Source organism: Raskinella chloraquaticus (SeqCode) (genome assembly GCF_021731865.1).
Lineage (GTDB): Bacteria > Pseudomonadota > Alphaproteobacteria > Rhizobiales > UBA4765 > Raskinella > Raskinella chloraquaticus.
In genome coordinates, this window is sequence record NZ_JAKFWN010000024.1 from 154,346 (window position 1) to 166,967 (window position 12,622).

General features: G+C 60.1%; 12 protein-coding genes and 1 tRNA gene. 2 read left to right on the forward strand and 11 right to left on the reverse strand.

The window, feature by feature from the left end; all coding sequences use genetic code 11:
• Positions 1 to 9: 9 nt before the first annotated feature.
• From ACINK1_RS08925 to ACINK1_RS08975, 11 genes are all read right to left on the reverse strand, one after another.
• Positions 10 to 516, reverse strand: a complete 507-nt coding sequence (locus tag ACINK1_RS08925; RefSeq protein WP_376800822.1) for a DUF1993 family protein — start codon at positions 514 to 516, stop codon at positions 10 to 12.
• 25 nt (positions 517 to 541) lie between these two features.
• Entirely contained in the window at positions 542 to 1,711 is a 1,170-nt protein-coding gene (locus ACINK1_RS08930) for a Xaa-Pro peptidase family protein (RefSeq protein WP_376800821.1), read from the reverse strand.
• Positions 1,712 to 1,907: 196 nt separating this feature from the next.
• Positions 1,908 to 2,120, reverse strand: coding sequence for a cold-shock protein (locus ACINK1_RS08935; RefSeq protein WP_376800819.1), 213 nt, complete (start codon positions 2,118 to 2,120; stop codon positions 1,908 to 1,910).
• A 403-nt stretch (positions 2,121 to 2,523) separates the two neighbouring features.
• Positions 2,524 to 3,321 (reverse strand): MBL fold metallo-hydrolase, encoded by a 798-nt coding sequence (locus ACINK1_RS08940; RefSeq protein ID WP_376800817.1) that lies wholly within the window; start codon positions 3,319 to 3,321, stop codon positions 2,524 to 2,526.
• Positions 3,318 to 4,124, reverse strand: coding sequence for a TatD family hydrolase (locus ACINK1_RS08945; protein WP_376800816.1), 807 nt, complete (start codon positions 4,122 to 4,124; stop codon positions 3,318 to 3,320). The genes ACINK1_RS08940 and ACINK1_RS08945 overlap by 4 nt, the downstream gene beginning before the upstream one ends.
• Positions 4,121 to 5,674 carry a methionine--tRNA ligase gene (gene metG / locus ACINK1_RS08950; protein WP_376800814.1) on the reverse strand — a complete coding sequence of 518 codons (1,554 nt, stop codon included), beginning with the start codon at positions 5,672 to 5,674 and terminating at the stop codon, positions 4,121 to 4,123. The genes ACINK1_RS08945 and metG overlap by 4 nt, the downstream gene beginning before the upstream one ends.
• 60 nt (positions 5,675 to 5,734) lie before the next feature.
• Positions 5,735 to 6,757: a DNA polymerase III subunit delta' gene (locus tag ACINK1_RS08955; RefSeq protein WP_376800812.1), complete on the reverse strand. Its 1,023-nt coding sequence runs from the start codon at positions 6,755 to 6,757 to the stop codon at positions 5,735 to 5,737.
• Positions 6,754 to 7,422 carry a dTMP kinase gene (tmk, locus tag ACINK1_RS08960; RefSeq protein WP_376800811.1) on the reverse strand — a complete coding sequence of 223 codons (669 nt, stop codon included), beginning with the start codon at positions 7,420 to 7,422 and terminating at the stop codon, positions 6,754 to 6,756. Before tmk ends, ACINK1_RS08955 begins: the two co-directional genes overlap by 4 nt.
• The gene (locus ACINK1_RS08965) at positions 7,419 to 8,633 is read right to left on the reverse strand and encodes a D-alanyl-D-alanine carboxypeptidase family protein (RefSeq protein ID WP_376800809.1); all 1,215 of its coding nucleotides are present in this window, start codon (positions 8,631 to 8,633) and stop codon (positions 7,419 to 7,421) included. The genes tmk and ACINK1_RS08965 overlap by 4 nt, the downstream gene beginning before the upstream one ends.
• Before the next feature lie 71 nt (positions 8,634 to 8,704).
• Positions 8,705 to 9,829 carry a septal ring lytic transglycosylase RlpA family protein gene (locus ACINK1_RS08970; protein WP_376800807.1) on the reverse strand — a complete coding sequence of 375 codons (1,125 nt, stop codon included), beginning with the start codon at positions 9,827 to 9,829 and terminating at the stop codon, positions 8,705 to 8,707.
• Positions 9,830 to 10,041: 212 nt separating this feature from the next.
• On the reverse strand, positions 10,042 to 10,437 hold the full coding sequence (locus ACINK1_RS08975) for a hypothetical protein (RefSeq protein WP_376800806.1): 396 nt from the start codon (positions 10,435 to 10,437) through the stop codon (positions 10,042 to 10,044).
• A 181-nt stretch (positions 10,438 to 10,618) separates the two neighbouring features.
• Here ACINK1_RS08975 and ACINK1_RS08980 point away from each other — a divergent pair, with 181 nt between their 5' ends.
• Both ACINK1_RS08980 and ACINK1_RS08985 read left to right on the forward strand, forming a co-directional pair.
• Entirely contained in the window at positions 10,619 to 12,331 is a 1,713-nt protein-coding gene (locus tag ACINK1_RS08980; protein WP_376800805.1) for a methyl-accepting chemotaxis protein, read from the forward strand.
• 81 nt (positions 12,332 to 12,412) lie between these two features.
• Positions 12,413 to 12,502: transfer RNA gene (locus tag ACINK1_RS08985), tRNA-Ser, on the forward strand.
• The last annotated feature ends 120 nt before the right edge of the window (positions 12,503 to 12,622 follow it).

Genomic DNA, 12,622 nt, shown 5'->3' on the forward strand with positions numbered 1-12,622 from the left:
CGCTATCGCTCACAGCTTGGCGACGAAATCGGATTTACCCAGATCAACGCCGTTATGGCGCAGGATGTTGTAGGCGGTCGTTGCGTGGAAAAAGAAATTGGGAATGGCGCGGTGCATGAGAAAATCGCGTCCCTTGAACGTCTGTGTCTGGCCCCGGATCTGCATAACGATCTCGCGATCCGCCCCGTCCTCGACTGCGTTGCGATCAAGCGCATTCAAAAACGCGATCGCGCGGGCAATGCGCTGTTTCAATTCACCAAAGCTTTTTTCGACATCATCATATTTGGGAATCTCGACACCGGCGAGGCGTGCACCTGCGCCTTTGGCGAAATCCGTGGTCAGTTGCACCTGGCGGGTGAAATCAAACATGTCGGGATAGAGACGAAAGGTCAGGAAAACAGCCGGATCGAGCTTCCTCTGCTCGACATGCATGGCCGCCTTGTCAAGACATCCCGATATCGCATCGAGACTGGCGGTGAATGTGAGAACAGACGCTTCGTAAAGTGAAAACGACATGGAGGTTCCTTCCGGGTGATGTGGCTCAGTGATTGACAACAAGATCGAGCGGCAGGCGCGACAGGGGCATGGCGCCGTTTGCGGTGATTTCGCTGGTGCGCGCCAGACACATGGCCATGCCCGCTTCCTCATCAAACAGGATCATGTGCAGAAAGACGACCATTCCCGGCTCGATGAGCGCCGGGTTGTCATGATAAAACATGGGCCAGTCCATCCAGTTCGGCGCAAACGTCGTGCCAAGGCTGTAGCCGCATGCGTTGAGGCGATGCGCGCGATGACCCGCACCGTCCAGTACTGCCGCGTGGGTGTCGAACACGTCACCGAAAGGCGTGCCTGGCGTCAGTCGCGCCTCACACGCCAGCAAGGCATCGCGGGCAGCCTTGTGCATCTCGACCAGGCGCGGGGAGGGCGTGCCAATCAGAATCGTGCGCATGAGCGCGGCGTGGTAATGGCGATAAGCCCCAGCAAACTCGAGCGTCAGCTGGTCATTGGCGTCGAGATGACGTCTGCCGCTGAAGTAACGGCACATCAGAGCGCCGGGGCCGGAGCCGATGATATATTCATTGGCCGGGTCGTCGCCGCCACCGCGAAAGACCGCACTTTGCATCTCAGCCAGAATATCACCTTCGAAGGCCCCGGGGAGGGCGAGGCGATTGGCAGCCTCAAGCGCGGCGTCAGCCAGCGTCGCCGCCTGGCGTACATAAACAAGCTCAGCCGGGCTCTTCACCGCGCGCTGACGCGTCACGAGATCAGATGCGTCAACCAGCGTGGCAAAACCGTCAAGCGCTGCGACCAGTTTCTGACCATTGAGCGCCGTCAGCCCATAGGCATCAAATTCGACCCCGAGCCGAGCGTTGCGCAATCCCAATTCAGCGAGGATATCTCTCAGTTCCACAGCGGGGTTGGCTTGCGGTCCATCAGTCCAGATACGCACGTCATCGATAACCGACGTGAACTTGGCCTGAAGCCGATCAGCCGAGCGCGTCAACAGGACCATGCGCCCATCGGCGGTGAGCACCAGGCATTGGAAAAACACATAGCCGAACGTGTCATATCCGCTCAGGTAATACATACTCTCCTGGCGAAACATCAACAGCCCATCAAGGCCGCGCGCCGCCAGCTGACCCCGGGTGATGGCTTGACGGTCGGCAAATTCCTGAACTGAAAAATGAATATTGCGGGCGCGCAACGACATCAATGACCGACCTTACAGATGGCCCGGCAATGGCCCAGGCCAGTTGAAAGAAAGTTAGCGCGCGGTGCCGTGCACGCATCTAGCCCTGACCGCTGTTACCAGCGGTCAGGGGCTTGCGATACTGGCAGGTGAGGTCGACGACCATCACTTGACGGGGCAGGGCATGAGAACCCCGAACCCCGCCGGTTACGTGATATCAGTCAACGCGGCGGATATTGTCAGCAGCCGACTTGCCGGTCCGGCGATCGGGCACGAGCTCATAGGAAATCTTCTGACCTTCGTCGAGGCCATGCATGCCAGCGCGTTGAACGGCGCTGATGTGTACAAATACGTCAGGTCCACCAGCGTCAGGTCGAATGAAGCCGAAACCCTTTTGCGCATTGAACCACTTTACCGTGCCCGTGATCATATCAGTCTTTCCATATTCGCTAACAGGGAAACACGGCACCAAAGAAATGCCGCTTCGTGACGTTTGTGTTGTCGAAGAATGTCGTGAGCGGGCACCCGCGTGATCAGGGGCGCGCAGCCATTTGGTTCAGCCGACACACTCACGCAATGTAACATCAGATTACAGAAAAAACGAGACACATTTATCAGGCGCGCATGACACTAGCGCAGGTGGGACAACCAAAGACCACGAGCAAAAGCACCAGAAAAACGAAACATTCGAGCGCGCAGGCGTTGACGTCGCCGCTCCCGCAGATTGCCACAACAGAACGGCGCAATATCAAATTCGCATAAGATATATTATGGAACATTTTATTATCGCCGCCCTATGACCTTAAGCGGAGGATGCTGCGCCGTTGCGGCATTTATTCGGGCGTTATCCGCATCCCGTCATAGGCCGGCACTACATGCGCTGGCAGGCTGGCGAGTAATTGGCGGTAATCGAGGTCGCTGTGCATGTTGGTGAGGATCGCCTGCTTCGGTTTCAGGCGGTCGATCCATGCGAGCGCTTCATCGAGCGAGAAATGACTGGGGTGCGGCTTGGGCCGCAAGGCATCAATGATCCACACATCAAGATCACTGAGGAGCCCGAGGCTCATATCGGGGATGGCGCTGACATCGGGCGTGTAGGCGATGGCACCAAACCGAAAGCCGAGCGCCGGAATGGTGCCGTGCTGCAGGAGGATGGAGGTAGCGGTGATCGGACCACCCGGGCCGTTGATGACGACGTCGCGATTATGATGGAGCCGCCGGTCGTTGAGGATCGGCGGATAATCACTGCCAGGCGGTGTAGCAAAACAATAGCCAAATCGCAGGTGCAATATTTCGGCGGTTGCCTCGTCGCTGTAGACATCGAGGCGCGAACGCCGCCTGAGCACCAGACCGCGCAGATCATCGATGCCGTGCGTATGGTCGGCGTGCTCGTGGGTGAACAGCACCGCGTCCAGCGCCTCGACGCCGGCATCGACAAGCTGACCATGGATATCCGGCGACGTGTCGACAAGGACGCGGGTTGTGCCGCCCTCGCCACGACGCTCCACCAGGATCGAACAGCGACGGCGGCGGTTTTTTGGCTCAGCCGGATCACAGGCGCCCCAGCCAAGGGCAACACGTGGCACACCGCCTGACGAACCGCAGCCAAGAATGGTTATATCGTAGCTCATGCCGCAGCCACAGAAATAAGCTCGTCCGTTGTCAATTTGGAAAACAAGCGCTCCGTATTGCGGCTGGTCGTCACGGCGAGCGCCTCAAGGCTGATGCCGCGCAGCTCCGCCAGTACCTTGGCTGTCTCGACCACGTAGGCAGGCTCATTGCGCTTGCCACGATATCTGCCTGGCGCCAGATAAGGCGCATCGGTTTCAACCAGGAGGCGGTCTGCAGGCGCCTCACGCGCGATCATGCGCAGTTCATCGGTGTTTTTGAACGTCAATATGCCGGAAAACGAGAGGTAGAGCCCGAGCGCAAGACCGCGCCGCGCCAGATCAGCGCCGCTGGAAAAGCAGTGAAGAACGGCAGTGAACGCCCCCCTGGCATACTCATCTTCCAATATGCTGGCGACGTCGTTATCGGCATTGCGGGCATGAATGACCAGGGGCAGGCCCGTCAGGCGCGCAGCCGCAATATGGGCACGAAACCCCCTCGCCTGCGCCTCGCGCGGCGCCTTGTCGTAATGATAATCAAGACCCGCTTCGCCAATCGCCACCACTTTGGGATGGTCCGCCAGAGCGGCAATGTCGGCTGCCGTGATGCCGTCTTCCTCGCCGGCATTGTGCGGATGAGTGCCTACCGAACAGAATACGCCGGGATGGCGCTCGGCAAGCGCCAGCAATGCCGGAAAGCGCCGCACCCTTGTGTTGATCGTGATCAGACGGGTCACCCCATTTGCGCCAGCGCGCTCCAGAACACCGGCGATGTCATCGGCGAAATCAGGAAAATCAAGATGGCAATGGCTGTCGATCAGCTTCAACGCGATGTGCCTCCCTCGCTCTCCTCGACATAGCGCGGAAATATGCCGTGAGGTACAGGCAGAGCCGTGCCGCCTCTAAGGGCATGCCCCTGCCCCAGCGAAGCAAAACTGCGCTCCTCCGGCGCCACTGCCAGCAAATCCAGCAAGGCGCCAGCTGCGGCCGGCACCACCGGCTGCACCAGAATGGCGATCACACGCAACACTTCAGCCGTCACCCACAGCACGCTGCCCATGCGCGCCGGATCGCTTTTGCGCAATGCCCACGGCTCGGCTGCCGCAAAATAACGATTGGCGTCGGCCACCACCGCCCACACCGCATTGAGATAGGTGTGGAGGGCAAAATCCTTCATCGCCGCGCGCGCCGCGCCAGGCAGGGCGTAGGCCGATGCGAGGATCGCTTCATCGGCAGCCGTCAACGGACCGGGAGGCGGCAGCACGCCGCCGCAATTCTTGGCGATCATCGACAGCGAGCGTTGCGCCAGATTGCCCAGATCATTGGCAAGATCGGCATTGAGCCGGTTGACGATCGCCTCATGGCTGTAGGTACCGTCCTGGCCGAAGGCGACCTCGCGCAGGAAGAAATACCGCACCGCGTCGACGCCGTAACGCGCGACGAGGTCAAACGGGTCAACGACGTTGCCAACCGATTTCGACATCTTCTCGCCACGTACATTGAGAAAACCATGACCAAAGACACGCTTGGGCAGCGCCACGCCCGCTGACAGGAGGAAGGCTGGCCAGTAGACTGCGTGGAAACGCACGATGTCCTTGCCGATGATATGCACGTCGGCCGGCCAGTACCGTGCCCTCTCCCCGCCTGCCAGCGCTTCCACCCCGGTCAGGTAATTGGTCAACGCATCAATCCACACATACATGACGTGCTTTGGCGCCCCCGGCACCGGCACGCCCCAGTCAAACGTCGTGCGCGAGATCGACAGATCCTGCAGACCCGACTTTACGAACGAGACGATCTCGTTCAGCCGACTCTCGGGCGCGATGAAATCGGGATGGTCGCGATAATGAGCCAGCAGCCGGTCGCCGAATGCCGACAGGCGGAAGAAGTAACTCTCCTCCTCCACCCATTCAACCGGCGTACCGCTGGCCGAACGGCGGATCCCGTCGTCATGCAGTGTCGTTTCACTTTCATCGTAATAGGCTTCATCACGAACCGAGTACCAGCCCTTGTAGCTGTCGAGATAGATATCACCGGCCGCTTCCATGCGTTTCCACAACGCCTGCGAGGCCGCGTAATGGCGCGGCTCGGTCGTGCGGATGAAAGCGTCATTCGAGACGTTGAGCGCGCGTCCCATCTCGGCAAAGCGCGCCGCGTTGCGATCGGCGAGCGCCTGCACCGGAATGCCCTCGCGGGCAGCAGTCTGGAGCATTTTCTGCCCATGCTCATCAGTCCCTGTGAGGAAAAAGACATCTTTTCCCTCCAGCCTCATGAAGCGGGCAATCGCGTCGGTTGCCAGCAATTCATAGGCATGGCCGATGTGCGGCGGACCATTGGGATATGAGATGGCGGTAGTGATGTAGAAGCTGTTCGACATACCCAACTCCTCGCGTTGCCAAGGGCGGCTGTCAAGCGGCTCTGTGTCTGGGGCCTGACCCTAGAGCGCGCGCTGCAATTCCTCCAGATAGGCGATAATCATATGCCGACGCGGCAGGTTGAAGGTGGTGCCGGAAGCAAACTGGGCGTCCGCGAATTGACCGACCGCAGCCAGGCGTGCGGCGCGCTCACTTCCATCAGTTCGACGTGTCAAGCTCGCTGCCCTGGTTGCAATAAATCCGCTGAGAGTTTCACGAAACAGGCGAAACGCGTCATCCTTGGCGCGCCCCTCGAGGCGGTCACTGAACGCCGCCAGATCGCGTGCGCTCATCGCTCCCAGATTGTCAAAAAGGCGGTCCATATCATCAACAAGCTCAAGCCAGTTCTTGGCGATAAGCCGTAAAGCTCTGCCGGGCGATCCATGACCATAGCGGATGCTTGCGGCAACCACGTCGCTCGCAGCCGACGGCAGCAGCGCCGTCACGGCCTGCTGCATCGCGCCATCTGACAGAGGCGCCAGCGTGAGACGGCGACACCGCGAGCGGATGGTCGCCTGAACTTTTCCCGGTCGATGCGCCAGCAGGAAAAAGAGCACGCGGTCCGGTGGCTCTTCGATGGTCTTCAAAAGCGCATTGCCGCAATAATCATTGAAATCGTCGACCGTATCGACGATGACCACCCTCCATCCATCGCCGGTCGACGTGGTAACGACGCGTTGCATGGCCTTGCGGACATCCTCCACCCTGATCTGAGGACGGATGACGTTGCGCTTCTGATCAATGGCCCGCCTTATCACCACCAGGTCAGGATGAGAGAGCGTTGCAATAGCCTGATCGACATCTCTGCGTCGCTCCGGCGCAATACTTTGCGCAAGGACGTGGCGCGCCAGACGAAAGGCGAGCGTCGCCTTTCCAACCCCTTCCTCGCCACCAATCAGCCAGGCGTGCGCCAGCCGGCCGGCATTGAACGATGTGAGGAAGGATTGCTCTGCCTCGTGATGACCGAAGAGCAGCTGATTGGCGCGCGGCAGCGCCACATCGGCGATCGCGTCCACATCCTCTGGCAGGACAAAATCACGTGTCACGCGTGGACTGCCATTGTCCGGGCTGCCAGCACACCTTCAACCAGCCCCCAGGCTTCAGCGCCAAGCTTGTCTTTGCTCTGCGCGGCATCAAGGAGCCGGCATCGCTGCGGATTGTCCCTGGCGATCTGGCGGAAAGCCTCGCGCAGCTTCACATGAAAGGCTGAACCTTCATCTTCGAAACGATCCCCGGTGCCAGCCCGTTGATGCCGACGCGCTACCGCGTCGTGTGGATCAATGTCGAGGATCAGCGTGAGGTCGGGACCGGTTGAGCCGATCGCCACGCGCTCAAGCGCATGGAGAATGTCATGATCAAGACCGCCAGCGATCCCCTGATAGGCTCGCGTTGAATCACTGAACCGGTCGCAGATAACGAGGGCGCCGCGCGCCAAAGCGGGGCGAATAACCGCGCGCACGTGATCAGCCCGCGCGGCCGCAAACAGCAGCGCTTCGCCGAAGGCGCCGAAGCGCTTTGCAGCCCCGGAGAGAACGACGTGACGAACCGCTTCCGCGCCCGCCGTGCCGCCAGGCTCACGTGTCACCACAACGTCAACGCCATCCGCCCGCGCCCGCTCGGCCAACCCGCGGGCAAGAGTCGACTTGCCAGCCCCCTCGCCTCCTTCGAGCGTAAGGAAGACGCCGGGACGACCACGCAATGTCGGTTTCACGAATGTCTCCGAAACAGGCTCTTCACCAGCTCCCACGCCCCGTCCACGGCCTTGCGCGGCAGTGAGCCATGGCCGATATCTTCCGCCGTGATCAGCGTCCGCTCCGTTGCCAGAACCGAACCGTTGTATATCTGCAATTTTGCCACTTCCTGACCCTTGGCGATGGGTGCGCGCAGCGGCCCGCTGTAAACGACGCGCGCTCTCAGATCGCGCGGATCAGCCTCGCGCGGCACCAGGACGCGGACATCGTCCCTGGGCGTCAGCGCCACATAGCCGCTTGCGCCGCCGAAGACGCGCGCCTCGCCGACGATATCGTCTTTGGCAAACAGCATCCGGCTGCGGAAGGACCGGAACCCCCATTCGATGAGCTTGCGCGATTCACTTGCTCGCTCCTTGCTGTTTTTGAGGCCGTTCACCACCACGACCAGACGCTGCCCGTCGCGCCGGACCGATCCGACAAGCCCGAAGCCCGATTCGCTCGTTGAGCCCGTCTTGAGCCCATCCGCTCCCGGCACTTCGCGCAACAACGGATTGCGGTTCTCCTGCGCCTTGCGCACATTCCACTGAAACTGTTTCTCCCCATACCAGGGGTAAAATTGCGGATAGGTTTTAATGATGTGAACGGCAAGCCGTGCCAGTTCCCGCGTTGTCATCCGCGTCCCCGGATCGGGCAGTCCGGTCGAATTGGAGAAGATTGACTGCGTCAATCCGAGTTCGCGCGCCCGTTTTGTCATGCGCGACGCAAAGGCCGCCTCGTTACCGGAAAGGCCCTCAGCCAGAACGATGCAGCCATCATTGGCCGAAACGATGATCGCACCTTTCAGCAAATCCCCAACCTTGATGCGGCTGTTGAGCTGGGCAAACATGGTGGAGCCGCCGGAGGGCGCACCACCGGTGCGCCATGCATATTCGCTGACAGAAAATTCCGTATCAATGGTAAGGCGGGCATTGGCGATTTCGTTGAAAATGACTTCCTGTGTCATCAACTTGGCCATCGAGGCGGGCGCCATGAGCCGGTCGGCGTTTTTCTCATAGAGGACGGTCTGCGTATCGGCGTCGACCATGATGGCGAATTCAGCGCTGGTGTCGATACCGCCGGCTGGGGCAGGCGGACCTGCGGCAATGGCCAGCGCCGGCGCAACGAGAACACCCCACGACAACGTCACGAGCCGGGCAACCGCTGAAAGGCGCGTCAGCTTAGATCGATTCATTGACCCCCCGGTACCCACCATTTGCCAAGGTACCAAGCCTGGGTAGCGGCGGCAATCGACGTTCTACTGGTTTACAACGGCAATATGCGTGCCGATACAGCGCCCAGTTTTCGCGCACTCTCGACGGCCTTTTCAGCCGCCGGCTGACCGAACAGAGGCGCGAGCCGCACCTGGTAAAAGGTGATGCCGCTGACATTGACAGGGTCGACCACCGCTTGCCCCAGGGGGGACAGACCATCGCGGATACGAAATGCTTCGGCTGGATCGCGGAACGACCCCGCATTGACGCCGAATATGAGCCTTTGACCGCCCTTGCGCTCATGATCCCCCGACAGCACCGCCGGCGCGGTTGAAGCGAGGATCACCGGGGCGTTGACAGGCGCTGCCAGCGCCGGAACGGGCGGTTGGGGTGTGGCGGCCAGCGGTGCCGGCCGGGGCGCCGATGTCGGGACAAACGCACCAGCCGAGGCAAGCTGCACCGGCTCCTCACGCGGGCGTGGTTGCGGCAAGGGCGCCAGCGTATCGGCGAGCGCCAGCTGGATCGGTGATTTCTGCCCGACCGGATGGACCGCCCAGTCGGGAATGGGGGCTAGCCGCGCAACCTCCTGCGGCGGCACCGGCACACCATTGGCCTTCACCGTCGTCACCAGCCAATCATCATTGCCATCAAGCGGCGCTGCGCCGACATACGTGACCCGCACACGGGCAACACCGCGACCATGGAAATCGAGGAGTTGGGCAGAGCGTTTCGACAGATCGATAATGCGATCGCTGTGAAATGGACCGCGATCATTGACGCGCACGACAACCGAACGCCCGTTCGTTGTATTGGTCACACGGACGTAAGAGGGCAGCGGCAGCGTGCGATGGGCCGCGCTGAAGGCATGCATGTCGTAGACTTCGCCATTCGCGGTCCGCCGCCCGTGAAAATCATCGCCGTACCAGGACGCGACCCCGGCCTCATCATGGCTTGGATCGAATTTGGGCTGATAGGATTTGCCACGGACCTTGTAGGCCTTGCCGACACGGTAGACCCCTCCCCCGCGCGGCACCGGCGTGCCCGGCTCAACGACACGCTTGCTGGCGGCAACGCCGTATTCGCTCGGAGAGAAGCCTTTTTTTGCTGTTTCCTGACGGGCTGGATTGGAACATGCCGCAAGCGTCAGCGCGATCATGGCAACAGAACAGCCCGCCATAGCGCGCCGTCGGGACTGCAAAGACATTCTGATAAAACCAATCACGCAAAACACCCGAACGCGCGCGGCTCCGTGACGGATGAAGCCCGCTGTCACGAAAATCGACCTGAAGTGATTACAATTCGGTTAATCAAGCCGGCATCTTTACGAATCGCGAAACGACCGGCAGATGAGATGGCTCAGCAAATTGACAAATTTGCGTCCGACAAGCCTTAGCTACCGATGCGAGCCAGCCCCTTGAGCCCATCATCGCGGTGCCAGGACAGCTGCCCGTCATCGCGTTGGTAGAGGCGGAAGCAGAAGCGTTTGCCATTCTCATATGTCTGCCATTGCTGGCAGAGCTGATCACCACTCACCCACCATTTACCCTCATCGCTGACACGCGCGAAAATGCCAAGGCCGGCAGCTTTGCCGGTGCCGTCAACAACGCCGCCAGGGCGGTAATAGAGTGGAAATTCACCGCCAGCGGGTACTTTTAGATAGATCCGGCGCCCTTCTATGAGGGGTTTGATATCGCGACCCGAAATGGGTGTGTCGCCCGGCGACTGCGCAAAGCCTGCCGTCGCAAGAGCAAAAATGCCGAGCACCGCGCAAACCCGAAAACGCATCACATCCTCCCTCTTCTGCAGTCATCCTACGACACCAGTCCCGCATTGGATGTTGTGCTTGATCCGGCGGGCACCACTCGATTTTTTACAGCCTCCAATCCAAAATTAACCATTCTTCAGCAAATTCAAGCGATTGATCATCATTAAAAATCGACCATTCAAAATAAGGATGAGGTTGCGAATGTTAAGTCTGCTGTCGCGGTTGAATCTGACGGCCAAATCACTTCTGTGCGTGTTTTTTCTTCTCGCGACATCCGCAGTGATGTCGGCCAGTCTTGGTTGGTACATGCTCATGCAGTCCAACGTCGATCGCGCCAGAATGGAAGCCGAGACCAATCTGCGGACGCTGACAGTTCAGCTCCGTGATTCCTATCCGGAAGCGAAGATCAGTTTTGAGGGCGCGCGGGTAGCCGAGGTGCGGATGTCGAAACTGCCGGACTTCGCTGATCACGGCATCGTTGACGACACCACCTTGTCGGTCGGGGGCACTGCGACGATCTTCCTGGTGGACGATAAAGGCACCTTCATTCGCCGCACGACCAATGTCAAAAAGGAAAATGGCGACCGGGCTGTCGGCACCGCTTTGGCGCCCGATCATCCCGCGCAAGCCTTTGTGAACCAGGGAAAGCCGTATTACGGTCCGGCAGTCCTGTTCGGACGCTCCTTCTATACTGCCTATCAGCCGTTCCTGGGCGAGGACGGCAAGGTCAAGGGCATCCTCTATGTCGGCGTCCCCACCGAGAAATTTTCCGAGCAATTATATGCGCTCATGTTCAACCTCGGATTGTTCAGCCTCTTCAGCATGGCGATCATGGCCGTGGCGACATTTGTCATGGTGCGCATCGGGCTGAAGCCGTTGCTGTGCGCGACAGACGCAGTGAAAGAAGTGGCCGCTGGCAATCTCGACATAAAGATTGAACACACCAGCCGTGCTGATGAAATCGGTGCGCTCGTGAGAGCGGTCAGTGTCCTGCGCGACAAGGCGTTATCGGCTCGTGCCACTGAAGGCGACCGTCTTGCAGACGCCGAAAAGCGCGGTAATCGTGCCAAGGAACTCGACGACGCCATTCACGAATTTGAAGCGAACATGACCCGGCAGATCCGCGAAACTCAACAGGTCGCTCGCAACATTCTGCTCAACCGCAACGAGCTGAGCAACGCCGCCACAGCCGTCAACGATACAATCGGGTCGGCAGCCGGGGCGACAACGCAAGCGGCAAACAGCATGGAGGCCGTCGCCAACGCCGCCCAGCAGCTCGGTGCCTCCATCGGCGAGATTGCCCACCAGACATCATCCTCCTCGCAAGTGGCGCAGAAGGCGGTGCAGGAAGCAGAAAATACATCGAACCAGATCGGTCAGCTGGCCGAAGCCGCCCGCAAGATCGGTGATGTCGTGCACATCATCAACGATGTCGCCAACCAGACCAATCTGCTGGCGCTGAACGCCACGATCGAGGCGGCGCGCGCGGGCGAAGCCGGCAAGGGCTTTGCGGTGGTGGCCTCCGAAGTCAAGCAACTCGCGGGTCAGACCGCCAAGGCGACCGAAGAGATCGCCGCACAGGTCAACCGCATGCAGCAGGCCACCGGCCAGACCGTGGACGCCATCGGCTCTATCGGCGAGACGATCGGAACCATGAAGCAGATCGCGACCGCCATCGCTGCCGCCGTCGATGAGCAGCAGGCATCCACAACCGAAATCGCCCGCGCCATCGATGACGCAAGTGGCCAGACGAGCATCGTCAAAACGTCAATCGGCAATGTCGTGTCCGGCGCCCAGTCGACCCAGAATTCCGTGACCTCGCTCGGCAAGACATCCGAGCAATTGTCGGCCTGTGCGGAAAATATAGATGCCGCACTCAATGCCTTCATCAAGCGGGTGCGTGTCGCCGCCTGAGGCGGCACCGTCATCTGCTGGGCGCGTGGGCAAAATCGCGCTTTCATCAGCGCGCCAACGCCGCTATGAACGGCGCGGCAAGGAAGGGTGGCCGAGCGGTTTAAGGCAGCAGTCTTGAAAACTGCCGTGGGCGCAAGTCTACCGTGGGTTCGAATCCCACCCCTTCCGCCATTACCTTCAAATGAAGCGTCTTTCGACTCGCTGCACGGCAGCAGATAGCGCAACGTTTCAAAGGCTTTGCCGCTACGACCTCTGCACTTAACAGCCAACGAATTCAGGGTCGCGTTCTCC